This window comes from Actinoplanes sp. NPDC049118 (assembly GCF_040648555.1).
GTDB lineage: Bacteria > Actinomycetota > Actinomycetes > Mycobacteriales > Micromonosporaceae > Actinoplanes.
The window spans coordinates 1-25,111 of sequence record NZ_JBEZDY010000024.1 but is presented as its reverse complement, the minus strand read 5'-3'; the positions used below and the strand labels follow the sequence as shown (position 1 = coordinate 25,111).

The 25,111-nt window shown below is 72.4% G+C and carries 17 protein-coding genes and 1 pseudogene; 10 read left to right on the top strand and 8 right to left on the bottom strand.

What is annotated here, in order from left to right:
- Positions 1–69 precede the first annotated feature (69 nt).
- A complete protein-coding gene (locus AB0B58_RS31460; protein ID WP_360230907.1) occupies positions 70–3,561 on the bottom strand; it encodes a glycosyltransferase in 3,492 nt (1,163 codons plus the stop codon).
- Positions 3,562–3,677: 116 nt separating this feature from the next.
- Between AB0B58_RS31460 and AB0B58_RS31455 the strand changes: the two genes are divergently transcribed.
- A complete protein-coding gene (locus tag AB0B58_RS31455; RefSeq protein ID WP_360230905.1) occupies positions 3,678–4,406 on the top strand; it encodes a hypothetical protein in 729 nt (242 codons plus the stop codon).
- On the opposite strand, the gene AB0B58_RS31450 is transcribed toward AB0B58_RS31455, so the two are convergent.
- The 4 genes from AB0B58_RS31450 to AB0B58_RS31435 all read right to left on the bottom strand — a co-directional run bounded on the left by AB0B58_RS31450 (position 4,388) and on the right by AB0B58_RS31435 (position 10,915).
- The gene (locus tag AB0B58_RS31450; protein ID WP_360230903.1) at positions 4,388–5,722 is read right to left on the bottom strand and encodes a jacalin-like lectin; all 1,335 of its coding nucleotides are present in this window, start codon (positions 5,720–5,722) and stop codon (positions 4,388–4,390) included. The genes AB0B58_RS31455 and AB0B58_RS31450 overlap by 19 nt on opposite strands.
- A gap of 282 nt (positions 5,723–6,004) precedes the next feature.
- Positions 6,005–9,145, bottom strand: coding sequence for an ATP-binding protein (locus tag AB0B58_RS31445; protein WP_360230901.1), 3,141 nt, complete (start codon positions 9,143–9,145; stop codon positions 6,005–6,007).
- Complete coding sequence (locus AB0B58_RS31440; protein WP_360230899.1) at positions 9,142–9,840, bottom strand: hypothetical protein; 699 nt, start codon at positions 9,838–9,840, stop codon at positions 9,142–9,144. Before AB0B58_RS31440 ends, AB0B58_RS31445 begins: the two co-directional genes overlap by 4 nt.
- Entirely contained in the window at positions 9,833–10,915 is a 1,083-nt protein-coding gene (locus AB0B58_RS31435) for a DUF559 domain-containing protein (RefSeq protein ID WP_360230897.1), read from the bottom strand. Before AB0B58_RS31435 ends, AB0B58_RS31440 begins: the two co-directional genes overlap by 8 nt.
- 218 nt (positions 10,916–11,133) lie before the next feature.
- Between AB0B58_RS31435 and AB0B58_RS31430 the strand changes: the two genes are divergently transcribed.
- The 3 genes from AB0B58_RS31430 (at position 11,134) to AB0B58_RS31420 (ending at position 15,820) form a co-directional block, all read left to right on the top strand.
- Positions 11,134–11,838: a hypothetical protein gene (locus AB0B58_RS31430; RefSeq protein WP_360230895.1), complete on the top strand. Its 705-nt coding sequence runs from the start codon at positions 11,134–11,136 to the stop codon at positions 11,836–11,838.
- Positions 11,835–13,808 carry a hypothetical protein gene (locus tag AB0B58_RS31425; protein ID WP_360230893.1) on the top strand — a complete coding sequence of 658 codons (1,974 nt, stop codon included), beginning with the start codon at positions 11,835–11,837 and terminating at the stop codon, positions 13,806–13,808. Before AB0B58_RS31430 ends, AB0B58_RS31425 begins: the two co-directional genes overlap by 4 nt.
- A gap of 149 nt (positions 13,809–13,957) precedes the next feature.
- Positions 13,958–15,820 carry a hypothetical protein gene (locus tag AB0B58_RS31420; RefSeq protein ID WP_360230891.1) on the top strand — a complete coding sequence of 621 codons (1,863 nt, stop codon included), beginning with the start codon at positions 13,958–13,960 and terminating at the stop codon, positions 15,818–15,820.
- Positions 15,821–15,871: 51 nt separating this feature from the next.
- Here the strand turns inward: AB0B58_RS31420 and AB0B58_RS31415 are convergent, their stop codons facing one another.
- A complete protein-coding gene (locus AB0B58_RS31415; RefSeq protein ID WP_360230889.1) occupies positions 15,872–17,074 on the bottom strand; it encodes a S8 family peptidase in 1,203 nt (400 codons plus the stop codon).
- A gap of 216 nt (positions 17,075–17,290) precedes the next feature.
- On the opposite strand from AB0B58_RS31415, the gene AB0B58_RS31410 reads away from it, so the two are divergent.
- The 3 genes and pseudogenes from AB0B58_RS31410 (at position 17,291) to AB0B58_RS31400 (ending at position 18,454) form a co-directional block, all read left to right on the top strand.
- Entirely contained in the window at positions 17,291–17,773 is a 483-nt protein-coding gene (locus tag AB0B58_RS31410; protein ID WP_360230887.1) for an NAD(P)H-dependent oxidoreductase, read from the top strand.
- A gap of 187 nt (positions 17,774–17,960) precedes the next feature.
- Positions 17,961–18,197 (top strand): annotated as a pseudogene (locus AB0B58_RS31405) (winged helix-turn-helix domain-containing protein); the annotation flags it as partial.
- 95 nt (positions 18,198–18,292) lie between these two features.
- On the top strand, positions 18,293–18,454 hold the full coding sequence (locus AB0B58_RS31400; RefSeq protein ID WP_360230885.1) for a hypothetical protein: 162 nt from the start codon (positions 18,293–18,295) through the stop codon (positions 18,452–18,454).
- A gap of 46 nt (positions 18,455–18,500) precedes the next feature.
- On the opposite strand, the gene AB0B58_RS31395 is transcribed toward AB0B58_RS31400, so the two are convergent.
- On the bottom strand, positions 18,501–19,415 hold the full coding sequence (locus AB0B58_RS31395) for a cation transporter (protein WP_360230883.1): 915 nt from the start codon (positions 19,413–19,415) through the stop codon (positions 18,501–18,503).
- 85 nt (positions 19,416–19,500) lie between these two features.
- Between AB0B58_RS31395 and AB0B58_RS31390 the strand changes: the two genes are divergently transcribed.
- The 3 genes from AB0B58_RS31390 to AB0B58_RS31380 are packed head-to-tail and all read left to right on the top strand — an operon-like array spanning position 19,501 to position 23,480.
- Positions 19,501–20,265 carry a GntR family transcriptional regulator gene (locus tag AB0B58_RS31390; protein WP_360230881.1) on the top strand — a complete coding sequence of 255 codons (765 nt, stop codon included), beginning with the start codon at positions 19,501–19,503 and terminating at the stop codon, positions 20,263–20,265.
- Entirely contained in the window at positions 20,204–21,625 is a 1,422-nt protein-coding gene (locus tag AB0B58_RS31385) for a hypothetical protein (RefSeq protein ID WP_360230879.1), read from the top strand. The genes AB0B58_RS31390 and AB0B58_RS31385 overlap by 62 nt, the downstream gene beginning before the upstream one ends.
- Complete coding sequence (locus tag AB0B58_RS31380; protein WP_360230877.1) at positions 21,618–23,480, top strand: GMC family oxidoreductase; 1,863 nt, start codon at positions 21,618–21,620, stop codon at positions 23,478–23,480. Before AB0B58_RS31385 ends, AB0B58_RS31380 begins: the two co-directional genes overlap by 8 nt.
- Here AB0B58_RS31380 and AB0B58_RS31375 read toward each other — a convergent pair.
- Positions 23,471–24,598, bottom strand: a complete 1,128-nt coding sequence (locus AB0B58_RS31375) for an ABC transporter ATP-binding protein (RefSeq protein WP_360230875.1) — start codon at positions 24,596–24,598, stop codon at positions 23,471–23,473. The genes AB0B58_RS31380 and AB0B58_RS31375 overlap by 10 nt on opposite strands.
- Between the last annotated feature and the right edge of the window lie 513 nt (positions 24,599–25,111).

Genomic DNA, 25,111 nt, shown 5'->3' with positions numbered 1-25,111 from the left:
CAGCTAGGTTCCTAGGCTGCTCGAGCGATGGTGGCGGTTGCCGCTCGACGGCTCGCCCGGCCGGCAAGATCAGACCGCCGTGGGCCCTCCATCGGTCCTCGGCCCTCGCACCTGCGCCAGCAGGTCGGCGGCCGCAGACGACCAGGTGAGCTGCTCCGCCAGGCGGGCGCGCAGCTGGGCGGTCCGCTCGAACTCCGCCTTCCGGTCCCGCAGCGCACCCGCGATGGCGTTCGCCCACGCCGCCACGTCGTGGTCGTCGTCGCCGGTGACCGGCACGACGATCCGCTTCGCGTCCTCCGGCTCCAGAACCTCGAGGAGTTCGCCGATGCCGCTCTCGCGGCTCACCAGCACCGGCGTCCCGGCGACGATCGCCTCGGCAGCGACCAGGCCGAAGCCCTCGGCCCGGGACGGCATGAGGACGAGGCTGGCGCCGCGCAGGTCAGCCTCGAGGCGATCGACCCTTGTCGAGTACGGATGGGCCCGTACCGGCAGGGACTTGTCGGCGGCCCACTCCCGCGCCTGCGCCTCCAGCGCGACGGACTTCCCCGGCGGTGCCCCGCGGATCAGCAGCTCGCTACGGATCTCCCCGGTCCGCTTGCGGGCCTCGTTGAAGGCGCGCGCCGCGATGTCCAGCCCCTTGAGCCGGGCGTCCTCCATCCTGCCCACGACGAGGACGATCAGGCGATGCTGGGACGGCGTCCTCTGCGGGTCCGCGCCGAGGTCGAAGCCGGGGTCGAAGCGCCTCAGCTTGTCGACGGCGACGCCGCGCCGCTCCAGATCCCAGTGGAAGTAGGAGTAGATCCGCGGTCCCACCGCGACGGTCAGCCCGGCGTCGGTGCTCAACGCCAGGTCGATCTCCTGCCGCTCCTCGGCCACCTCGGCCGCGTCCGCGTCGCTGCCCTCCTTGTGCCGTTCGATGTCCTCCGGGATGACGTGCAGGAAGTGCAGGCGCTTGGCGTCGCGGTACTCCAGTGCCAGGCGGCGCGCGGCCTGGCCGGTCCAGCGCCCGTGCCCGATGACGGCGTCCGGTGGCGGCCCCGCCAGGTTCGCCGGTGGGTACGACAGGCGTTCGCTGTCCGAGGCTCCCGGTAGGCGGGGCGCCTCGAGCAGCGTCACACCCGCGGCCCCGGCCTCCCGGCGCTCCTCGTCGCCGGCGTCGAGCACCACACACGTCACGCGCGCCGTGGCAGCCAGGGAGATGCACAGCTGCCGGTTGACGGTGTTCACCCCACCGCTGGTGGAGGACCACGCCGTGGCCAGGGCGAGGACGTGCAGCCGCGACGCGCCGGCCGGGCCGGCGCCCTCGGCGCCGGCGCTCGCCGTGTGCCGGGGCAGGACGTTCCCGCCGTACTGGGGTCGGATCGCCACCGTCGGCAGCCCGGTGAGGGCCGGTGGCAGCACCGGGAACTCCAGCGACGGCAGCGGGGTGCCCATGACGGCCACGTTCTCGTCCCATGCGGTCAGCAGCGCGGCCCGGACCTCCTCCGGCGTCGACGCGGCGCTCTCCCCGCCGTGGAAGGTGGCGCACAGGCGCGCGGCGCCCGCGACGTCGCCCAGCCCCAGCGCCGCGAAGGCGGCACACCAGACGACGGCGGTACGGGTGGTCCGCCGGTGATGGTGCGCGAGCCCGGCGAGCGCGTCCTCCGCCGCCCGGCCGTCTCCCAGCGCGAGGTGGCAGATGCTCTCGTGCAGCTGGAAGGACACGTACGAGGGGAAGCCCGTGCGCCCCTCGCCGATCCGGGCGATGGCCTCACGCCACTGTTGGCGGCGCTCCAGCAGCAGGGCCTCGGCCAGGATGAACACCGGCTCGAATGTCGACCCGCGCAGCCAGTCCCGGATCTCCTCCAGCGGGCCGTCGGTGGGCTCGCCGGCGGCGAACTGCACGGCCAGCTTGGCCAGGTGCGCCTGATTGCCGATCACCCGCTCGGTGCCCTCGCGCAGGGCGGCGATGGCTTCCGCCGTCCGGTGTGACTGGTTGAGGTAGCTGCCCAGGACCTGGTAGAGGGCGAAGAGGCTCTTGGCCGGGTGTACGTGCTCGACGCTCTTGCGCGCCGCCGCGATCCCGGCCTCCGGGCCGTCGACGGCGTGGACCAGGCGGACCCACAGGACCCAGGCGGCGTGCTCGTCCTGGCCCTGGATGGCCTTCTCGACATGCCGCCTGGCCTCCCGCAGGTCCTGCTCGCCGCCCCGCTCATCGAGCAGGCGGGCGAGGTAGTAGTGCGTGCCGGGCGTGCCCCACCTGCTGTTGTACAGCTCGAGCAGCCTGATCCGGGCGTCCCGCTCGCCGGCCGTGCCCGCCGGGCCGCCGGACATGCCGTAGCGCTGGCCGATGTAGCGCCGCATCGGAGCGATGTCGTCGAGCAGATCCTCGTGCCCGTCGATCGCCGTCAGGTGGTGGACCACGCCGTCGAGCTGGGCGAGGAGGGTCCGGTCGTGGACGTCGGTCTGTCCGGCGGCGTGCAGCTTGTGCGCGTACCACCGCGCGGCACGGCGGTGGGCGGCTTCCCACGCGGCCCGGTCACCGCGGAGGTTGACCCGGTCGGCCTCCCGACCGAGCGGGTGTGCCAGGTAGCGGGTGCCGCTCGCCCCCGGTGCGCCGGCTCCCACGGTCTGCAGGAGGTAACGCGAGGTGGCCTGCTGCACCATCTCGCGGACGTCACCCCGGTCGCTGCCCATCGCCTCGATCAGGCCCCAGTCGGCCCAGTCCCGGATGATCGAGATGTCGCGGACGAAGGCGCGCGTGGCCGGTGGCAGGTCGGCCGCCGCCTTGGCGAGCAGGGCGCGCTCGATGTTCTCGACCAGGATCGGATCCTTCGGCTCCTCCAGGGTGGACTCCTCGGGCGGCAGGAGGTCGTCCAGCACGTGGTACTCCAGCAGCAGCCCGAGCAGCCGCAGGACGCGCGGGTTCCGGCCCAGCCGGCGGACCACCTCGGCCCGGCGTACCGGCGGGAACAGCGCACCGGCCCGCGCAGGGTCGAGCTGCTCCAGGACGATCCGCGCCGCGTCGTCCTCCTCCGGAGGCAGCAACTCCGTGACGTAGAAGGGGTCGGTCCAGGCCCAGTCGACCCTCCGGTTGGAGACCAGCAGCAGGCAGCCCGGGTCCGCCGGGCGCCCGGCCAGCTTCTCCAGCGCCTGGGCCAGCACCGGCGACGGCCGCCCGTCGGGGTCGACGGCGCGCTGGAACTCGTCGATGACCACGAGCGTGCCCGCCCGCAGCAGCGCGCGGACGCCGCCGACGAAGCTCCCGTCGTTGGCGACGATCGCCGCCAGGTCGACCCGGCCGGCGGCGATCAGCTCCTCGTGAACGGCCGCCTGCAGCCGCGCCTGCAGGTCCACGCTGTCCGCGGGGACGTCCACGCGGACGGTCGGGACACCCTGCCGCGCCGCCCACACCTGGATGGGCCGGATCACGCCGTCCGACTTCCCGACGCCGGAGAATCCGAAGAGGAGCGCGGCGCCGCGGCCCTCCTGGCGCCACGCGCGCCAGAGGCTCTCGGTCTTCGCGCGGCGCTCGGCACCGTCGAGCCGCGAGGCGAACGTCTCGCCGGGTCCTTCTGTCACAGTCCCATTACTACCCGATGGCGGGTGGCGGCTGCATCGATCTACGGGCTGGTTCCGGCGCACCGTCCAGCTCCGTATCTTGAGGATCCGGGTAGGGCAGAGCCGTAAGGGGAGATATGTCCGATCTTGCCATCAACCTCCTGGCGAGCGTCATCGCCGGCGTCGCCGTGTGGCTGTTCCAGCGGTTGATCCGGTTGCGGCGGGCGGCACGGCTACGGGCGTTCTTCGGCTTCGTCCCCGGCGCGAACGTGCTGCTCGTGGTCGGGAAGCACGCGTCGTCGACGCAGGCGCTGAGCGTCAACAAGGCGGACATGTCGGCGATCGTCGAGCTCGCCGTGCTCGCCAAGAGCGGCGGCACGGAGCCGACCGTCGTGCTGCACGGCGAGACCCTGGACGGCGTCGGCGAGCAGGTCGAGTTCTGCGTCGGCGGCCCGGACTCCAACGCGCGCACCGCCGCGCACCTGCGGTGGCTGCTGCCGGGGGTTTCGCACACCCCGTACGACGAGGACCCGGAGGGTCTGACCCTGCGGGTGGGCCCGGCGACGTACCGCCGGGAACGGGACTCCTATGAGTACGTGCTGGTCGCCCGCGTCGCCGTACCGGGTGGGCGGCACCCGCTGTTCGTCATCTGCGGACAGACGGCGGCGACCAACCACGCGGCGGCCCGCTACCTGGCACGCAAGCGCGAAACGCTGCTGGATCAGCACGGCAGCCAGGCGAACTTCTGCCTGGTGCTCCGGATCGTGGGCCGCGGCGCCTACGGCAACAGCTTCGTCGAACCGGTCGCCGACGTGACCGCGGACGCCTTCACGCAGTCCGCCCCCGATCAGGGTGCGGGGGTGTAGATGAAGCCGATCTTGTCGAGTTCGGCGCCGCAGCGGCCGTGGAAGCCGCTGATCTGCCATCCCGCCGGTGCCTGGTAGGTGACGCCGGGGGAGGTGAACATCCCGCCCGACAGGACGCGCCCGGCGCTGGTGCCGAAGCGGATGCCGAAGACCCGGGTGTTGCCGCCGCGGACGCCCGGGTGCACGGTCGCCGAGGTCAGGTGCTCGCCCGCGGCCAACGTCAGGCTCTGCGCGGTGCCACCGCCGCCGCCGTGGATGAAGGCCGCCGCGCCGGTCGGGGTAAGTGACACCTGGTCGACCCGGGAGCCGGTGCGGATGCCGACCTGGGCGACCTGCCGGCCGACGGGTACGGCCGCCACGTCGGTGAACGGCGTGCCGTGCGGGCCGCCGGTGGCGTCGCTCAGGGAGAGGTCCGGGTTCAGCGTCCACCCGAACTCGGCGACGATCGGGTAGTGGTCGGAGAGCATCGCCCCGTCGGCGCGCCGGAAGACGGCGTTCTCGTTGGCGTACCGCTCGAGGTTGAGGGTGATGTACCGGTTGCCGCGGTAGAGGATCTTGTCGACGACCTCGCATGCGTCGGTCACCGTGGCGTCGTCGCAGCCGAGCGCCGGGCTGCCGACGGCCGGGGGTACGCCGCCCCGCTCCTCCTGCACCCAGGCGTCGGTGAGGCCGTTGGCCGAGAGCAGGTCCCGGATGTTGTCACCGGCCCGGGTGTAGCGGGTGTTGGTGTCTCCGGCGACGATGACGGCGTTGCCGGCCGAGTTCGCGGCGATGAACGCGGACAGTTCGCTGATGTTGGCGCGGCGCGCCGACAGGTCGGCGTTGGTGCTGCCGGCGTTGGCGTGCACGTTGTAGAAGTCGATCAGGACGCCCTCGGCGAGCCGCGTCCGTGACCAGGTGAAGCCCTTCGGGGTCAGGCAGTCGGTGCCGTTGCACCCGTCCCAGTCGTCGCGGAGCAGGTCCGAGTACGGATGGCCGGACAGCGTGTTGAGCCCGTCGCCGAACGCGGCCGGGCCGCTGGTCGGGGTGCGATGCGGATGGGTGTCGTTGGCGTACAGGGCCGCGTGGTAGTTGAAGTCCTCCTGGACGTGGACGATGTCGTACGGCCGGATGCGCTGCCCGATGATCGGCGTGTTGACGGCGGGTTCGCTGCCGGACAGCGGCTCGGGCAGCCCGGCGATGTTGTAGCTGAGGATCGAGAAGGAGCCGCTCGGCGGCGGCGCGGCGGCAGCCGGCACCGCCGGCACCAGGATGGCGCCCGCGATCAGCAGTGTGGCGGCGGTGAGGTTGCGGAGGGCGGTCCTGAGCACGGTCATGACGTCGCTCCTGCCTGGGAGGGCGGCACCGAACGCGTCGACATTAATCGATGTGAAACAGACTCGCATCTGTATGGTTTGTATGCGGTCGCGCCACCTGACCACCGTCGATGCGGATGCGACACGGCTGCGCAGCCGGACGCACGGCCGCGGCATGTTCACGACCCGGCCGGCCGGCGATGAGCCGGGCCCCGAGCGGCCCCTCGGCCACCCCGGGCACCGTCGCTACCGCCCGGCGGCATAGCAGGACAGTGCGGGCCCGGCCATGTGCCGGGCCCGTCGTCATCGCTGCCCGGCGCGCTTCAGGACCTCCTCTGTGGTCAGTGGGCTCCGCGGGTGATGGCTGAGGCAGAGCGGCGTACGCACCTTGGCGAACGACCGTCCCTCCAGCGCGACATAGAACTCGCCACTGCGCAACTGCGAGATCCCGGGCAGGTCGCCGCCCTTGGCACGGGCCATTTCCCGTGCAGAATCGATCTGCACGGGAGCGTTCAGCAGGCCGTAGCACTGAGTTGCGGCGTTGCCCGGGATCTGGTTGTGCAGGCCCTTCGGCGACTGCGTGGCGAACACCAGCCCCAGGCCGTACTTCCGGGCCTGCGATGCAAGAGACAGGGTGCTCCGGGTGCAGGCGGTCATGGCGCCCGAGGGGGCGAGTGTCTGTGCCTCGTCCATGACGAACAGTCCGCCGAGGGGACGATCACCGGCCGGGTGTTTCTTCACCCATGCGAAGAGCGCCATCTGCAGCTGGTTGACGAAGCTCTGGCGTTGCTCGTCCGAGGTCAGGCCGATGAGGCTGATGACCGATACGCGGGCGCGCTTGTCGTTCGCCGGTGTCAGGAGTTCGCCCGGGTCGACCGTTTCGCCCACACCACCGAAGAGCGGGTCGATCACCGTGGCCGCGGTCAGCGCCTGCCCCAGTTCGGCGGCGATCTTCGTCGCCGCTTCGCCGAAGCCGCTCGCGGCGGCCGGCAGATCGTCGAGCATGCCGATGAAGCCCCGCAGCGTGGTCTCGCGATGCCGCCGGGCGTAGTAGATCAGCGCCTCCTTCAGGATGGCCTGACCGCGCTGCGCCTTGAGCGTTCGTCCATCCACCTTGGCGCGCGGGGCGAGGGCGGCGAGGGCCGCGTCGACCGCGGCCTCGAACTCGTCCGGGTCGTCGACGAGATCCTGAAAGTCCGGCAGCGGCTGGAAGCTGATCGGCCGCCCGGCCGATCTCCGCGGGGTGTACACCACCACGTCGGTGTTCTCGAGGTAGTCCGCCGCCCGCGACGCGTCGCCGTCCAGCCAGCCGGCCGGCTGTTCCGGCCACGCGTCACCGAGGCGGGCGAGGTCGTTGTTGGGGTCCAGCACGATCGTGGACACGCCCTGCAGGGCGCATTCCTCGATCATCCGCCGGATCAGGACGGTCTTGCCCGACCCGGATCCGGCGAAGATGGCCGTGTGCTTCCGCAGGGCCTCGAGGCCGACGTGTACGGGTTCGCCCGTGTCGATCGTGACGCCGATGCTGAAGGCCGGGCCGGAGGCGTGGCTGGGCTGTGACGACTCGTTCGCCGTCGGCGTGGTCCCGCTCGGCGTCGACAATGCCGGCGGCGGCAGGTCGGTCGCCGCGTCGGCCAGCGCCTCGCGCAGGAACACGATGTCACGGGTGGGCTGCCGGGCGACCAGCCAGGCGTTGAGATCAGCCGGGTCCTTGGCGAGCAGGTCGCGAAGCGCCCAGAGCGCGCGCAGATCGCCGTCGCTGACGGTCAGGCGCCGGCCACCGGCCGCCTCGAACGCCGTCACCGCCTCCTGGTTCTTCCGGCTCTGCGGCCACTCGCCGTTGCGGAGCAGGAACAGCCGCCGGCGGGACACCCCGGCGACCAGACCGGCCTCGGTGCAGGCGCTACGGATGCGGTTGAGCACGGCGATGGGGTGGTACTCCGACGAGACGCCCCGGAAGCCCCAGTGCGCCTCCTCCTCGGTCGACTCATCGATGGTGCGGCGGAGGCGGGCGTGCAACGCGGGCTTGGTGCTGGGCGGCGGATCCTGCTCGAAGTGCTTGCCGGCCTCGCCCCGCTCGATGATCCAGGCCTCCAGGGCCGCCGCCAGCAGGCCGGGCAGTTCGCCGTCCTCGGTGTCCCGGGCCAATGCCCGGCTGACGTCGGCGGCGGCCTTGAGTTCGGTGAACCGCCGGTCGAGGGCGGCGAGTGCGCCGTCCGGCGGCCGGACCGGGGCGGGGGCGCCGTCGTCGCCCTCGGCCGGCGCCCGCAACTCGGTCAATTCCTGTACGGCGCCCTCGTTGACGCAGGTGCGAACGTGCTGGGCGACGGCCTGCAGGAGTTGGCGCGGCATGAAGGTCACCGCTTCGTCGAAGGCGTCCTCGTGAATGGGCCACGTGGGGTAGTCCGGGGTGAAGGCCATGGTGCGGTAGTGGGGCGCCAGGCGCTTGGCCACCAGGGTCCGGGCGACGGTCGCGGTGGGGATTCCGCCGAGGTTGTGCGTGGCGACGAACCGGTCCTGGACCGCCGCGATCGCGAACCTCTGAATGACCGTCCAGGTCGACGGTTGGGCGGCGATCACCGTGAGCGTGCGGTGCGTGCTCTCCCGCAGGTCCATGAGCCCGTTGGCGATCTGGTCGAGCAGGACCGAATCCTGCCAGGCGGCTTCCTCCCCGCTGTGCATGGCCTTCACCAGCGGCGCCAGCAGGCCGTCGATCTGGTCGACCGCGATGACCGACGGTCCGGTGAGCGCCAGCAGCCAGGACATCTGGCTGACCACCTGTTCGGGCGATTGCACGCCCCGGGGCAGGCCCCACGACGCGCGCTCGCCCGGCTCGCATTCGTCACCCGACAGCAGGAAGTTGTTACCGACCTCGCGGGCCGCGAAGTCGCCGGCGTTGAACATCGTCAGCGCGCGGACGGTGTTGCGGCACGCGAGCGCCACCTCCGGGTCGTACTCGTGCAGTGCGGACAGCAGCGCGTCGACGGCGCCGCGGGTGAGTGGGCCGTCGCCGATGAGGGCCTGCCGCGCGTCGTACGGCACGCCCGTCAAGAGCGTCAGTCGCCGCATGAACATCCGCAGCTGCGTCTCGTGGCCCTCCACCCGCCGGGTCAGCCCGTTGAGCATCGCGTTGGCGACGCTGTGCCAGAAGCGGGTCCCGTCCAGCAGGCTGACCAGGAAGAAATAGCCGTCCTGGCGTTGCACCTGCTCGCGGACCCAGCCCAGGAGGTGGGTCTTACCGGAGCCGCGCTGACCCTGCACGACGACTCCGACCGGGCTGGCGGCAGTGCTGTCACGGGCGTCACCGATCGCCTCGACGACGGCGTTCGCCACCTCACGGTGCAACATGTCGACGTGGAAATCCGATCGGCGCCAGACGTCGTCGCGGGTCGGTGCGACGCTGATCCGGAGTCCGGACAGTGCTTTGAGGCCGGCTTCGCTCATGGCGCCTCGATCGCCAGCACGTGCTGGGCGCGTTGCCCGATGACGACGGCGGCGTCGCGGTCGCGCTGGGTCAGCGCCTTCTGGTTGGTCTCCTCCTCGATGCGGATGCCGGGAATCCGCACCATCAACCGCAGTACGCCGTCCACCTCGCGGCCGGGGATGTCACCCAGCTCCTCCCTGATGTCGGCCAGTCCGATCCAGCTGCCGACGGGATCGGCCAGCCTGCGGTAGGCGCGCCGGATCTCCAACTCGATCTGGTCGGCGGTCTGGTCGGCCGTCACGGCCCTCGCGGGTGGATCCCCGGCAGTCTCCGCTCCCGTGCCCCGCATGAATTCCGGCTCATTGCCGAAGACCTGGGCCAGACTCCGGTCGGTGCGGTCGAGATAACGGCCGAGGCCACCGAGCACGGCGTAGAGGGCCTGGCCGATCGAGCCGGCCTTCGGCGGCACCGCGCGGCTCAGCTCCTCTCGGCACCAGCGCCAGCCGTCGTCGGCGAGCGTGAAGAAGAATGCATTCCGCTCACCTTTTCGGCATTCGATGAACTTCGCCTCGATGAGCTTGACCCGCGCTTTGCCGGTGAGCGTCACGCTGTCCGCGTAGCGTTCGCGGATGTCTTTGTTGGACAACTCCTCGTTTTCCGCCAGCAGGATGAGCAGAAACGCCCGTTCGGGTAAGGTCAACCTCGGCTCAGACATGAATGAACCTCTCGTGTTTTTCGGTGCGGCGAACGGTGAGGAATTCTCGGATTTGCGTCAGCACCAGATCGCGGTGCTGGATCACCTGGCTGTTGGTGAAGCGCAGGACGGCGAACCCGGCGAGTTGCAGGAGCACATCGCGTTGCCTGTCGGCGGCAAATCGGTTCGGCTGGCGGTGTTCGGCGCCGTCGATCTCGACGACGCACCGCTCGGCTCGCCAGAGCAGGTCGAGCCGGACGGGATTGGTCAGCGGGTGGGTCTGGTGAACCTGGTTCCATTCGCGTCCGACGGCCCAGTCCGCCTCGTCGAGCGCCGCCTCCAGCATCTGCTCGGCCTGGCTGGCGGGGTGCGGCCGCCCCGCGACCGCCGGGTACCCCACGCTGCCGGGCCGGGCCCGGTCGTCGGCGTCCTGCGGATCCCCCGCCAGCAACGCGCCGGGCGCCGGCGGGATGAACCGGACGGCTTCCACATCGTCCGCCCGGCGCAGCGCCCCACCCGTGAACCAGACCCCGAAGCCGGCGCTGTCGGTCAGCCAACGAGCGGCGGCGACCAGGGATTCCTCGTGTTCGACGGGCATCGGAGCGGCGATCCGAATCAAGATCGCGGTGCGCTCTCGGCCGAAGCTGGCGGCGATCGCCTGGGCGAGCCCGGTGGCGCGCGTCTCCGGATCGAATCGCTGGGCCGAGGCTGCCCGGCCGCTCTGGGCGGAGCCGTGCCCGGCCCGGTCGGTGAGCGCGCGCTCGGCCAGGTCGGCTAGGAACGCTCCGGGGAGCCCGGCGATCCGCGCGGCCTGAAGCGCGATCGAGCGCACGGCGAATGCGCCGCTTCCCGCCGGGCCGTCGATGGGTGCGGCGGTCGGCAACCACGCCGGGAACAAGTCCCGGGCGATCTGGTCGAGCTCGGCCAGGAGGGCGGCGACGATCTGAGCGGGTCGCGGCTGAGGGGCCGCGGTGTACGTGATGATCGCGGGCGCATCGGCCGGCATCGGCTCGATCGAAAGGCACAGCGAATCGGCACTCGTTCCATCGATGATGACGGGTCTATCCAGAGGAAGATCTGTCCAGGCTTGCGCCACGCCCTGTCCCTCACATCACGGGTCTGTTGATTCTGCTGGTTCGCCTGGAAAAGAGGAAGGGTAGCGGGTCCGCCCGATGAAGCCATAGTCGTCAAAAAATCAATCCAGACGCTCTACTGATCATTAATGGCTTCTGATAAAGGCATTCCGAAAGCTAACAATTGGGGCAATGTGCTGAGGTGTGGCGGTTAGAGCGAAATACTTTCTAGAATGCGGCCGTGTCCACGACCTGGGTCCCGGGAAATCACGTCACCGGCCGCGGGCAGGATGCCGTACGCCTCCTGCTCATCATTTCCACGGCCGCCGTCCCGGTGCCCCGGCCACCGGAAGGCGATCCGGCCCTGAGCGACGCCGTCGCGGTGCTGGAGAGCCAGGTAAGGCTGCAGAAGCTGGACTTCTGGGTGCGCAACCCGGACTTCCTCGCCGACGAACTGGTCAACGAGTACGAGTCGGGCGGCGACCGCGACCTCCTCGAGCAGGCCCGGGCCATCCTCGACTCGGAGGAGCCCGACGTTCGCCGCTACCCGATGATGCGCTTTCTCTTCGGCGCGTACGAACCGCTGGACGACGCCCTCGCCGTGCTGCGCAGCGTGCACCTGGTCGTGCGCCGGAAGCGGGGGACAGCCGGCCGAGTGCGGCGCCACGACTACTACCTCACCCGATACGGACGGGACACCGCCGATCGGATCGTGCGCGACATCCCGGTGTTCGCGTACTTCGCCGAGCGCACCAGGCTGGTCGCCCGGTTCGCCGACGGCTACCGCGGCACGCAGCTCAAGGACCGCCAGTACCAGCAGGAGGAGTATCGAAACACCGCGATCGGGGATCGCATCGCCAGCATCGCGCCGCGAGTGCGCGAGCGGCTGCGGGCATACGCCGACCCGGCGCGCGAGCACGCTCAGCGACCGGCGCCGGTGGCATGAGCGCGGACGACCTGACCAGCCGGATCGCCGTCCGCGTCGGTCTGTCACTGGCCGAGGTCGAGCGCGTCTTCGAGGACCTTGGCCTCTCCCCGGGTGCCGCGACCGCGCTGCCCCGGCCGGTCCAACTGCTTCGCCTGCGGATCGTCGGCGACCGGTCGGTCGAACCGCTGGGACCCTTCGACCGCGAGTTCCGCTTCGATGCCGGTCTCACGGTGCTGGCGGCAGACAACCTCCGGGGCAAGACCAGCGTGTTCGAGATGATCACCTGGTGCCTGCGCGGGTCACCCCGCAGCAACCTGCAGGGCGTGGTCCGCGGTTGGCTGAGCCGTCTGGAGTGTGACGCCGTGGTCGCCGGCCGGCCACTCGGATTCCGGCTGGCCCTCAGCGCGGGGGAGCTGGTCGAGGGCCGGGTGCTCTCCGCGACCAGGGCCGAGAACCTTGGGTGCGCGCGGACCGCCCGGCCGGGGTCCGGGGTGGTGGAGCTCCTCCACGCATCGGACCAGGAGGTGTTCGCCGCCCGGGTGGAGGCGCTGATGATGGAACTGCTGCACCTGGAGCGGCTGGAGTACGCGTCCAGCCGTGCCACGGCCGGCAAGGTCAGCTTCGGCTGGTCGGCGTATTTCGGTGCCATCTACCTGCCTCCCGGCGGTGAGGCCGCCCTGCTGGGTGACACGGTCGTCGGAGGGCTGGCCGGCCGGCTCCTGCAGGTGTTTCTCGATCTGCCCGGCGCAGCCCTGCTCACCCGGCTGAAGGCCGCGCGAGACCAACGCGTCGAGGCGGACCGCACGGCCGCCGCCGATGCGAACAGGATGCGACGCCTGCTGGAGTCCCAGCGGCGTTCCGCGCTTCAGCGGTTGGACGAAACACGGAGCGAACTGGCCGAGCTGGCGGACCCACCGACCATGGCCGACCTCATCGCCAGGGTGTCGACCCTCACCGCCGCCGCCCTCACGGCCGAGACCGGTCTGCGGGAGGCCCGCGAGACGTACGAAGCCCTGCGCTGGCAGCGCTGCGTCGACGAGAAGCGGCTCAATGACGTCAACGAGCACGAGGCCGCCCGGGTCCTGTTCCACGCGCTCGATCCACAGTTCTGCCCCCGGTGCGAGGGGCCGATCAGGCCGGCCCGCCGTGCCGCCGAGCGCTCCGACGGCGTCTGCGCGGTGTGCACCGAGCCGGTCGACAGTGGTGCGGCGGACCGGCGGCGCGAGGAGGACGCAGATCAGGAGGCTCGGTGGCGGCTGACGGCGAGCCGTGACGCGGAGGCGTTGGCGGCCGAGCACCGCGACAGGGTCGCCGACTATGCGGCACAGCGGCGAAGCGAACTGGCCGACGCCGAGCACCTGCTCGCGGCCGTGCGAGGCGACGAGATCGAGGACCGGCGGCGGCGTCTCGGCAACGAGTTGGCCAGGCTCGAGGGGACGGTGGCCGCCTGGGAATCGCTGCCGATGCCGGGCGAGTCCCGTCGCGACGACATCCGCACGGTGCTGGACACCGCCGTGGAGATCCTCGCCGGCGTTCAGGCGGCCGCGAGCGAGGACCTGTTCGACGAGCTCAACAGCGACATCGCCGCGTTGGCCCGTGGGTTCGGCTTTCGCAATCTCGACCGCGTCGTCATCGACCGGGCCGCGCGGCTACAGGTGTTCAAGACCGGCGGTCCGCGGGAGTGGTTCGGCACCCAGTCGCCAGGTGAGCGGCTCCGCCTGCGGATCGCGGTGGTGGTCGCCCTGTTGCGGATGGGGCATCGGCACGGCGTGGCCACCCACCCGGGATTGCTGCTGATCGACAGCCCGCGCTCCGAGGAGGTGCAGGACGACGACGCGGCGGCCCTGCTGGCCGCGCTGGAGGAGCTCTGCGCTGAGACCCCTGGCCTGCAGATCCTGGTGACGACAGCCGATGAAGACCTGGTCCGCCGGACGTTGCGACGAGCGGCGATCATCACGCCGCCGGGCCCCGGCCAACCCCTGTGGTGATGCCGGGCGAGCTTGATCGCCTGTTGGCGGCGGGGGAGGGTCACGACGCCGTACCCCTGACGGTTCTGCTGTCCGCCCTCACCGGCTCACGCGCCGACGAGCTTGAACAATCAGCTGCCGGGCCGCTCGCCCCGCTGGCCTGTCGCTCCATGACGCGTGAGCTGTCCCAGCAGGGAACCGTCCCCGATGACAACGTCGCCGCGATTGTGGCCGGACTGAGCCGCCAGACGAGTGTGCTCGCGCTTCTGGACGCCACCGACGAGTTGCTCGCCTCGGTCGCGTTCGCCGACCTTTTCGGTGTGCGCCTTCACCGCGCGTACCTGGCCGGCCACGCGGCCGCGCTCGACCGGCAGCCCATGATCGCGTCGGTGTACGCCGAGGGCGCCCTTCGCCTGGCCGCCGGTGGCCGGGGGCATGTGCTGCGCACGTTGGAGCTGCTTACCAGGGACGATGTGGCCACGCTCGACGCGGACTACGTCGAACGGTTGCCGCGCCTCATCGGTATCGCACTCGACGTCTGGGGCACGGACCGATCCGCCGGCGAGGCCCTTCGCGACACGTTGGCGTCGCTCGTGGAGCTGCCGGCGGCAGCTGCCGACGCCGCCTTCGAACGCGGCCTCGACCTGCTCCGGCATGCGGCCACCGGCCGATCTGCCGATCCCTTGCAGGCGTTGCTCGAAGCGCGCAGGCACCTCGCCGGCGCCGAGGCGGCAGAGGAGTCGCGCCCGGACGCGGCGCTGTACGGCGCGGGCGTCGATGCGGTGATGGCGTTCTTCCGCGGCGACCGGGCCGGGATCCGTGCCGGGCATGCCGCCCTGTGCGAGCTGCTCGATCGGCGAACCATGGACTACCGGCGCAGCCATGTTCCCGAATGGCGCCGACCGCGGATCGAGGCGGCCTACGCGTGGGCGCGCCTGGTGGCCATCCTCGGCCACGCCCGGCAAGCGGTTGCCGAGACGGTGTGGCTCGACGCCTGGGAGGCGCTGGACGCCGTCCTCGACGCCTACGTTCTCGACCGCGCCGTCCTCCCGGTCATCGGCGACGTCGACTCCCATGGACTCGCGAAGCTGATTCAGCCGGTGATCGAGTCCGAGCTCAGCCGTCGGCAGATGCTGCTGGCCCAGTTGAGAAAGGCCGTCGACGACCCGCGGCAGCACGCCGGCGCGTCGGCGGTGCGCCGGGACCAGCTCCGCGGACTACGGGATCGGCTGGACATCCTCCGGGAGGACCCCGTCCGGGCCGACGGCACGGGCGACAACGGCGAGCACGAGCGGCTCGTGATGCTCGCGCCGTCGTTGCTGGCCGAGCTGGGCGGCGCCGCGACCACCATCGCCGGTCAGCTCGACGACGATGCGCTGACGCTGATGGAGGGAATCACCTACAACGCGACGATCCACCGGGCCCGCCTCCGCGACCCCGTCATCGCGGCCCTGCTGCATCGGCTCGCGGTCGGCCTGCAGCCGTGCCCGGACTACCGCGGCCCGGTCAGACAGGCATTCGACGCCTTGATCGTCGAGATGGTCACGTTCCTCGCGACCCGCCACGACCTGCAACGTTCCGCAGCTGTGGACTATCTCCAGCCGATGCTGCCGCCGCCCCGTGAGGCCCGCCTCCAGGATGACTTCGCCGATTGGCTGCGCCGCGGACCGCTCGCCGGCCATGTGGACGTCGAGGTGACGAACGTGGCGACCGGCCGCGCCGACATCAAGGTCGGATTCGGGGCGACCAGATTCTTCGTCGAGGTGAAGCGGGAGCTGCGCGACGCCGGCGCAGCGGCCCTGGAACGCTCCTACCTCATCCAGGCCGCCGACTATTCCGGCACCAGCGCCACGCTCGGAGTTCTCCTGGTCCTGGATCTCACGGCGCACCCGGCCGGGGTGCGTCACCTCGCCGAATGCGCGTGGGTGACCCGGTGGACACCTCCTGGTAGCACCGTGGCCCGCTACCTGGTGGTCGCCGTGGTGATCGGCAACAGAAGCACCCCGAGCGCGTACTCACGAAACGCGCGGTAGACGGCCCGGCCCGGGGTCGCCGGTGCCGGGCCGTGGTCTCGGTGGTTCGGGTCAGCCGGCCAGGGTCGCGGTGTAGAGCAGCCGGTTCGGCGAGCCGCTGCCCGGGCCGGTCACGACCCCGGTGGTCGCGGCGGCGACGATCGCGGAGTTGACGGTTGTCACCGAGGCGCCGGGGTGTGCGGCGAGGTAGAGGGCGGCCGCGCCGGCCACGTGGGGCGAGGAGAACGAGGTGCCGCTGCCGGTGTAGGTGGCGGTGTTGCCGGTGCGCCAGGCGGAGGTGATGTCGACGCCGGGGGCGAACACGTCCAGGACGGCGCCGTAGTTGGACCAGGATGCGCGGGCGTCGGTGCGGCCGGTGGCGCCGACGGTCAGGGCCTGGGTCACCCGGGCGGGTGACGTGTTGGCGGCGTTGACCCCGGAGTTGCCGGCCGCGATGGCGTACGGGATGCCGGCGCTGATGGATCGCCGCACCGCGGCGTCCAGGGTGGTGCTGGCGCCGCCGCCGAGGCTGAGGTTCGCGATCGAGCGGCCGGGTACCGCGTTGGCGGTGACCCAGTCGATGCCGGCGATGACCCCGGCGGTGGTGCCCGATCCGCTGTCGTCGAGGACGCGGACGCCGACGACGCCGGCGCTCTTGGCGATGCCGTAGGTGCTGCCGGCGGCGACCCCCGCGACGAACGTGCCGTGCCCGTTGCCGTCCTGTGCCACGTTGTCGCCGTCCACGGCGTCGTAGCCGTAGCGTGCCCGGCCGCCGAAGTCCTGGTGGGTGACGGTGATCCCGGTGTCGACGACGTAGACGGTGACGCCGCTGCTCGGGCCGTAGGTGTAGGTCTGGCTCAGCGGCAGGTTGCGCTGGTCGGAGCGGTCCAGGCCCCAGGGTGCCGAGGTCTGGGTGTCGGTGATGCGCACGCTCTGGTCGGCCTCGACGGAGGCCACCGCCGGGTCGGCGGCCAGCCGTGCGGCCTGCCGGGGGGTCAGGTGTGCGGTGTAGCCCTCCACCGCGTGGCCGAAGACGCGGCCGACGGTGCCGCCGTAGCGCCGGGCGAGGCGGTCGGCGCGGGGCCTGTCGATCTGCGTGCCGTCCTTGAGCACGACGAGGTAGGTGCCGGCGATCGCGGACGGGCTGTCGGCGTGCAAAATCGTTCCGGTCGGCTCGGCGGCGATCGCGGGGGCCGCGCCGGCGACGGCGAGTGCGGTGCCGGTGAGGACGGCGGCGGCGAGGGTGGCGGTGTGGCGGTGGCGGGCGGGTCGCATCTGTTCCTCCTGGCCTTCCGGCGCCGGGGTGACGCCTGGAGAGAACGCTAGGCAGGAACCATTGATTGATGATCAACGATACGTTAGGGGCTTGCCAGCACATTGACACGAACCTGCGAACGGCGACGGCGCGTGGCTGAACACTCGACCGATGGTGCTGTCCCGTGCCGGGGCCCGATGATGACGGGGAATTGTTACGACATTGGGGAGGGTCGCGTGTCAGATGTCGTCGTGATCTCCGGCCATCCGTGTCCTGGATCGAGGACATTGCAACTGGCCAGGGCGGTGGGCGAGCGCCTGGCGGCGCACCGCGGCCACGCCGAGTTCGTCACCGTCGACGTCGCCGAGCTCGGGCAGGGCCTGCTCGCGCCGGCCGACGCCGCCACCGGCGAGGCCTTGTTGGAGGTTCAGGACGCCACGCTGCTGATCGTCGCGACCCCGACCTGCCGGGGCACCTACTCCGGTGTGCTCAAGGTGCTGCTCGATCAACTTCCGGCCAACGCGCTCGCCGGCGTGCTGGCGGTCCCGGTCGTCACGGCCGACATCCAGCCGCAGGCCGATGCCGCCGAGGCGTTCCTCGCCCGGCTCCTGAGCGAGCTGGGTGCGGACGTCATCGACTTCGGGCTGACCGCGATCGGGCCCGAGCTCACCGATCCCGTCGCCGTCGCCGAGCAGTACGCCGCGGCGATCGGTACCTGACCGGGCGCGCCCGGCCCGCGTACCAGGATGCGGACGGCCGAGGTGGCGTAACGGCCGGCATCCGCCGTGTTCCTCCAGGTGAGTGCCGCCCTCGCGGCCGGTTCGGGTGCGGAGGCCGGCGGCTCTTCCACTTCTCCTATGAGGTTTATATGGTTCCGTGCGCGGGTGCCGGCACGGAGGGGGCGCGATGGGTCCGCACCGCGACACCGCGGGCAACCTGGAACAGGCCCGGCGCAGGCGCGGCGACCGGGCCCGCCAGGTCGCCGACGTGCTGCGCCACCAGGTGCTCGCGGGCGCCTTCGCGCAGGGTCAGCTGCCCCGGGAGCCCCTGCTCTGCCGCGACTTCGACGTGTCCCGCAACACGGTCCGCGAGGCGCTGGCCCTGCTGTCGGACGAGGGCCTGGTCGAGCGGTCACCCGGGGTCGGCACGACGGTGCTCACCGAGAAGTACGCGCACGGCCTGTACCGGCTCATGGGACTCGGCGAGACGATGCACCCGCAGGGCAGGTCACCAACGACGTGCGGACCGCCGCGCTGGCCGGTACCCGGTCCGCCGGCGCCGGGCTCGGCCCGGACCGGCACTGGCGCAACGCCCGCACGCACACCCTCCACGACACCGCCGCGTGGAAGATCCAGCACCTCGGTCACCGCAGCCGGTTCGGCCGCCTTCAGCCCGGCTGATCCTCGCCGTCGGGGCAGCTGCGTTAATGACCGCCACCCGCAGGCCCTATCCGCGCTCGGTGGTCAGTCCGACGTTGAGCCAGACGTCGTAGGGCAGGTCCGCCAGCTGCGCCGCGACCTCTCTGCGCACCCGGTCCTCGTCGGCCACGTCCCAGCGCCCGGGCTCGACGACGAAGTCGGCCTCGACGTACAGCTTGCGGCCCACCTTGCCGACGCGCAGCACCGGCGCGTCGAGGCCGAACTGCGCGCCGACCCGCTCGACCCCGTCGCGGACGGGTTGCTGCACCCGCTGATCGGCGGCGCCCTCGAGCAGTTCGACGGCCATGGTCCTGATCATGCGTACCGGCTGCGGCACCAGCAGCAGGCAGGCCACGAGCACCAGCACCGGGTCGAGGTAGCGCCGCGGTTCCGGACCGATGCGGTCGCCGAGCAGCAGCGTGAGCGCCGATCCCACCAGGACGACCATGCTGAGCAGGGCGCCGGCCCACCACTGCCGGGCCTCCGCGTCGAGCAGGTCGGAGGCCGGATCCGCGCGCCGCAGGTAACGGTGGATGATCAGGGCGGCCACGGCGGTGAGCAGGCCGTAGGCCGCCATGGACCCGGGCGAGATCTCCTCGCTGCCGCCGTCGATGATGACGCGGGTGGCGTCGAGCGCGGCGTACCCGCAGGTGCCCAGCAGGACGAGCCCCTGCATGCCGACGACGAGCGGTGCCAGCGACTCCCTTCCGAAGGGATAGCGGGGCGTCGGCCCGGCGTCCATCAGCCGTGCGGCGTGCAGCGACAGGCCGGTCAGGGCCATGCCGATCAGGGTGTACGCCCCGTCGAGCAGAATGGCCTGTGAACCCGCGGCCAGGCCCCAGCCGACGCCGAGCGCCGCCAGGACGGCCGTTGCGAACAGGGACGTCCGGAGCGCGGATCGTTCCCTGGACGGATGCGCATCGGCTTGTCGCGGCTTTCCCATCGTGTCCCAGTGTCACAGGTGACGCACCGCCCATGGGCGGATCCGCTTCATTGACGGACATGCATATGTTTGGCAGAGTGGCGGAGTGGCTGATCCACTGTTCCACTCCCCGATAGCCCGGGACACCGTCGTCGACGTGCTGGTGGCCCGGCTCCGCGCCGACGTCCTCTCCGAGCGGTACGCCCCGGGCGCGCTGCTCCCGCCGGAACGGGAACTGGCCGCCGGCTACGGAGTCACCCGAACGTCGCTCAAACACGCGCTGGTCCGCCTGGTCGGTGCCGGGCTGCTGGAGACCCGGCACGGCGTCGGCACCCGGGTGCGCGACTACCGCCGCACCGCCGGCCCGGATCTGCTGCCCTACCTGGTCAACCTGGACGGGCCGGGCTGGCTGACGGAGACGTTCGCGGTCCGGCGCGAGATCGGTTCGCTGATCGCGTTCCGGGCGGCCGGGCACGCCTCGGGCGCCGACCGGGTGCGGCTGCTCCGGCTGCGTGACGAGATCGCCGCGGCGCCCGGCGGCGACCCCGTGCAGCGCGCCGAGGCCGAGGTGCACCGCGCCCTCGCCGTCGCGTCCGGCAACCGCGTCTACGAATTGCTCGTCAACTCGCTGCTGCGGGCCTACGACGACGTGCGGCACCTGTTCGCCGCCCCGTTCGCCGATCCGGCGGCGGCCGCGCACCGGATCACGCCGCTGGTCGAGACCGTCCGGGCCGGCGACGCCGAGGCCGCGCACGCGGCCGCCGATGCGTACTACCTGTGTACCGAACGACTCATGCTGGGAGGCGACGGTGATCACGACGCTGCGCGAGGCGATGGCCGGGACGGTTCGGCTGACCGGGGAGGGCGGTGAGCGGCCGATCCGGCTGGCGCTGCGGGTCACCGTACCGGGTGCGCTGCACCCCCTCGCCGACCTGCGCGCCGAGGCCGCGGGCCGGGTACAGGTCCCCGGCTTCGCGGACGACCCGGCGGCGAAGGGCAGCATGGACATCGCCCCGCTGCGAGCCGGCCGGATCGGATACCGGCTGGCCTTCACCGCCCTCGACGGACGGCGGCTGTGGCTGGACGGCGCCAAGGCGGTCACCGTCAGGCGGCCGCTGCACAGCATGACCCGGCTGAGCGCGGTGTTGCTCGACGCCGCCGGTGCCGTGGTCGGCGAGGCGCGGCTCGTGTTCGACCTGCGCACCGAGCTCCTGCCGTTCCTGCTCAGCATGCGGATGCGCCGGGCCCGCCGGCCATGGCCACCCGCGCCTACCCACCCGCCCCGCCCGGACACCGGTGGCCTGATGCGGTCGCGGTGGCGGGGCCAGCCGGGACGGCTGGAGGTCTGGTACACGACCCTGACCGACCCGGCCACCGGCACCGGCGTCTGGCTGCACCACGAGCTGGTGGCCCCGGCCGACGGCTCGCCCGCCCGGGCGCACGGGTGGGCCGCCGTGTTCCCGCCCGCCGCCGCGCCGACCTGGGCACGCTTCGGCCCCGACCCCTGGCCGACCGGGACCACGCCCGGCGGATACGCCGCGGGCGGGGTGCGCGTCACCGCGGACGAGCTGACCGGCGCGGCCGGCGACCTGAGCTGGCGACTGCGCGTGACCGGCGGCGGAGCGCCCCTGTTCACGTTCCCCCGCTGGGCCTGGCACCGCGAGTGGTTGCCGGCCGCGCAGGTCGTGGCGGTCCCGGCCGGCCGATACACCGGCAAGGTCCGCGTCGGCGACCGGGAGATCGAGCTCGCCGGAGCGCCCGGCAACACCGCCCGCATCTACGGCCACGGCAACGCCCGCCGGTGGGCCTGGCTGCACGCCGACCTCGGCGGCGACGACGTGTGCGAGGTGGTCGCCGCCGTCTCCATGCGGCCCGGCCTGAACCGGCTCGCGCCGCTGCCGTTCGTCCGGCTCCGCGTCGACGGCGTGGAGTATCCGGCCGGTGATCCGCTGCTGGCCGCGTTGCGTTTCCGCGCACGGCTGGACCGCCCCCGGTGGACGGTGACCGGCCGGCACGGCGACCGGCGGATCACCGTCGCCGTGACGATGCCGCCGGAGCGCACCCTCGCCGTGCCGTACACCGACCCGGACGGCGCCCCGGCCGTGTGCCACAACTGCGAGGTGGCCGACGCCGTGGTCCGGCTGGAGCGGCGCGGCCGCGACGGCTGGCGGGAGGAGCGGTGCTGGGAGCTGCGGGGCACCGCGCACGCCGAGCTGGGCGAGCGTGACTGAGCGCCTGGCGGCGGTCGCCGCCACCCTGCTCGGCGTCGACCTCGCCGACGGCGCTCGGATCGCCGCGGAGCTGACCCGGCTGGCCGCCGCCTTCCCCCGGCCCGTACGGCTCGGGCTCGGCGCGGCCGGCGGCGGGTTCGACGTGGCCGCCAGGTTGCTGGCCGGCGGGGCCCTCGGCCGGCTCGACCAGCCGACCCGGGAGGCGGTCTGCACCACCCTCGCCGCCCGGCCGGCCGGCCGGGCACTGGTGGAGGCGCTGAAGCTTCCGCTGTTGCTGGCCGCCGCCGCGGCCGGCGAGGCGGGGCGCGAGACGCCGTCGTCCGCGGGTCCCGGCGCGCCCGAGCCCGAACTGAACTGCGTCCCGGCCGACGACTGGCCACACCGGAGCCGGGTCGACGCCATCGTGATCGGCTCCGGCGCCGGCGGGGCGATGGCCGCCCGGGAACTGGCCCGGGCCGGGCTGTCCGTGGCGGTGCTGGAGGAGGGGCGCCGGTTCACCGCGGCGGAGTTCCGCCGCCGGCGTCCCGCCGACCGCTTCGTCGACCTCTACCGCGACGGCGGCGCGACCGTTGCGCTCGGCGTACCGCCGGTGCTGCTACCGCTCGGCCGCGGTGTCGGCGGCACCACGCTTGTCAACTCCGGCACCTGTTACCGCACGCCGGAGCGGGTGTTGCGGCGCTGGCGGGACGTGCACGGCCTCGCGCTCGCCGACCCGGCCCGGTTCGGGCCGCTGCTGGACGACGTGGAGCGCACCCTGCGGGTGGCGCCGCAGCCGATGGACGTGCTGGGCCGCAACGGCGAGCTGGCGCTGGCCGGCGCCGCGGCGCTCGGCTGGCGGGCGGCGCCGCTGCGCCGCAACGCGCCCGGCTGCGCCGGTTCCTGCCAGTGCGCGATCGGCTGCCCGCGCAACGCCAAGAACGGGGTACACCTCAACGCGCTGCCGCAGGCGTGCGCCGCGGGCGCGGTCGTGGTCACCGGCGCCCGGGTCGACCGCGTCGTCACCGCCCGCGGCCGGGCCGTCGGGGTGCGCTTCGGCCGCCGGCTGCTCGCGGCGCCGCTCGTCGTGCTGGCGGCGGGTGCGATCGAGACGCCCCGGCTGCTGTTCCGGTCCGGTCTGGGCCGGCACCCGGGGCTCGGGCGGGGCCTGGCGGTGCACCCGGCGGTAAGCGTGGCCGGCCGGTTCGCCGAACCGGTCGTCGCCGGGCGGGGTGTCCTGCAGAGCGTCGGCGTCGAGGAACTGCACGACGACGGGGTGCTCATCGAGGCCACCGCGGGCCCGCCGGGTCTGGCGTCGTTCGTCCCGCCCGGCATCGGCCGGGCCCTGCACGCGGACCTCGCGGACTCGGATCGGCTCGCCACCGTCGGCGCGATGATCGCCGACCGGCCCGGCGGCCGGGTCGGTGCCCACCTCGTGCGCTACCGGCTCGCCCGTACCGACGCGGACCGGCTGCGGCTCGCGATCGTCGCCATCGGACGGCTGCTGCTCGCGGCCGGTGCGCGGGAGGTGCTCACCGGACTCGCACACCGCCCGTACGCCCGCAGCGTGGCCGAGCTGCGGGACGCGGCCTCGACAGCCGACGCCCGGCTGCTGCACCTGGCGGCGTTCCACCCGACCGGCAGCGCCGCCATGGGCGCCGACCCGCAGCGGGCACCGGTCGACGCCGACGGACGCCTGCGCGGTGTGCACGGCGTCTGGGTCGCCGACGCCTCCGCGCTGCCCAGCTGCCCCGAGGTCAACCCGCAGCTGAGCATCATGGCCGTCGCCCTGGCCGTCGCCCGCACCGCGGCGGCCGAGTTCGGTCAGGTGTCCGCCGCGAAGGCGTCGCCGGCCACGAGGACCGGTCGTCAGCGATAGGCGGCCGCCTGCAGCGTGAACAGCTCGGCGTAGAGGCCCGGTCTCGCCATCAGGTCCTGGTGGGTTCCGGCCTCGGCGATGGTGCCGTCCGCGACCACCAGGATCAGGTCGGCCATGCGGACGGTGGAGAAGCGGTGGGACACCAGCACCGTGATGCCGCCCGTGCGCCGGCCGACCTCGCGGGCCGATTGTGCGTAGCGTTCGAAGAGGGCGTGTTCGGTCAGCGGGTCCAGCGCCGCCGTCGGCTCGTCGAGCAGCAGGAGCAGCGGTTCCTCGCGCATCATCGCCCGGCTCAGCGCCACCCGCTGCCACTGGCCGCCGGACAGTTCCTCGCCGTCGTCGTAGGCCTTGCCCAGATGTGATTCCAGGCCCTCGGGCAGGCGGTCGATCACCTGCTCCGCGTCCGCGCGGTGCACCGCCCTCAGGATCGCCCGGTGGCTTCCGGCCAGGCGCAGGTCGCCCACGCCGATGCTCTCCCGGGCCGGCGCCTCGAGCCTGACGAAGTCCTGGAAGCCCGCCGCGATGCGCTCCCGCCACCGGTCCGCATCGATGCGGCGGAGGTCGATGCCATCCACGGTGATCTCGCCCGAGGTCGGCCGGTAGAACCGGGACAGCAGCTTGACCAGGGTGGACTTGCCCGCGCCGTTGTCGCCGACGATCGCCACCGTGGCGCCGGCCGGAATGTGCACGGTCACGTCGCGCAGCACGTCGGTTTCGGTGCCCGGGTAGCGGAAGGCCACGCCGTCGAAACGGATCCCTTCACGGAGCGCCGACGGCACCGGCCGGTCGGCCACGAGGGGGTCGGCGGCCAGCGCGGTCTCCCTGCGCAGCCAGCGGACCCGCGACAGTGCCCGGGCGTTGCGCTGCAGGGCACCCGCCACCGCGACGACGCCGGCCGCCTGCGCGTTGGTCTGCACGGCGAGGGTGATCACCAGGACCACGTCGCCGACCGAGCGCTCACCTGCGATCGCCGAGCGGACCACGACCACCACCGCGGCGACGTACCCGATCGCGAAGATCAGCTGGCCGATCAGCCGCAGGCCCAGCCCGGCCAGCTCGGCCCGGCGTAGTGGAACCTCCTCCTGCCGGCGGGCGGCGACCTGGCGCCGCCGCAGCACACCCTGCAGCCCGAAGAGGCGGATCTCCTTGGCCGCGGCGGCGGTGAAGAGCAGATCGCGGAAGTAGAACGACGCCGCCGGCCACCACCGGCCCCCCGCCGGGCAACAGCCGGAGCATGGCCCGGCGCTGGTCCCAGCGGCCCCGCATCCCGCCGGTGAACTCGCCCCACACCGACCTGGTGACCGAGTCGTCCTCACTCCGGTCGGCCATCACCACCCCCGAGGCATCGATCAAGAGCACGAACCTACCGGTGACCTCCGACAGAAGTCGCCCCGATTTCCGGGCGCGGACCCGCTGCCCGGAAGCGGTCGAGCCGCCCGGCTGGTGTGCCGGGCGGCTCGTGGGGTCGTGCGGGTCGTGCGGGGTGGTGGGTTACTTGATGGTGACGTTGAAGATCGGGTCGGCGGCGAGTTTCTTGAACGCGGCGAGGCTGGAGGCCTTGCTGTTGATGCTGATGTCGCGGTCGCCCTGGTCGTCCTTCTTGGTGTCGAAGTAGACGATGGCCTTGATCC

Coding starts and splice junctions, on each gene's coding strand:
- AB0B58_RS31415 (WP_360230889.1), bottom strand. CDS start 17,074: ATGCGACCCGCCCGCCACCGCCACACCGCCACCCTCGCCGCCGCCGTC.
- AB0B58_RS31445 (WP_360230901.1), bottom strand. CDS start 9,145: ATGAGCGAAGCCGGCCTCAAAGCACTGTCCGGACTCCGGATCAGCGTC.
- AB0B58_RS31440 (WP_360230899.1), bottom strand. CDS start 9,840: ATGTCTGAGCCGAGGTTGACCTTACCCGAACGGGCGTTTCTGCTCATC.
- AB0B58_RS31425 (WP_360230893.1), top strand. CDS start 11,835: ATGAGCGCGGACGACCTGACCAGCCGGATCGCCGTCCGCGTCGGTCTG.
- AB0B58_RS31450 (WP_360230903.1), bottom strand. CDS start 5,722: ATGACCGTGCTCAGGACCGCCCTCCGCAACCTCACCGCCGCCACACTG.
- AB0B58_RS31395 (WP_360230883.1), bottom strand. CDS start 19,415: ATGGGAAAGCCGCGACAAGCCGATGCGCATCCGTCCAGGGAACGATCC.
- AB0B58_RS31420 (WP_360230891.1), top strand. CDS start 13,958: ATGACGCGTGAGCTGTCCCAGCAGGGAACCGTCCCCGATGACAACGTC.
- AB0B58_RS31455 (WP_360230905.1), top strand. CDS start 3,678: ATGTCCGATCTTGCCATCAACCTCCTGGCGAGCGTCATCGCCGGCGTC.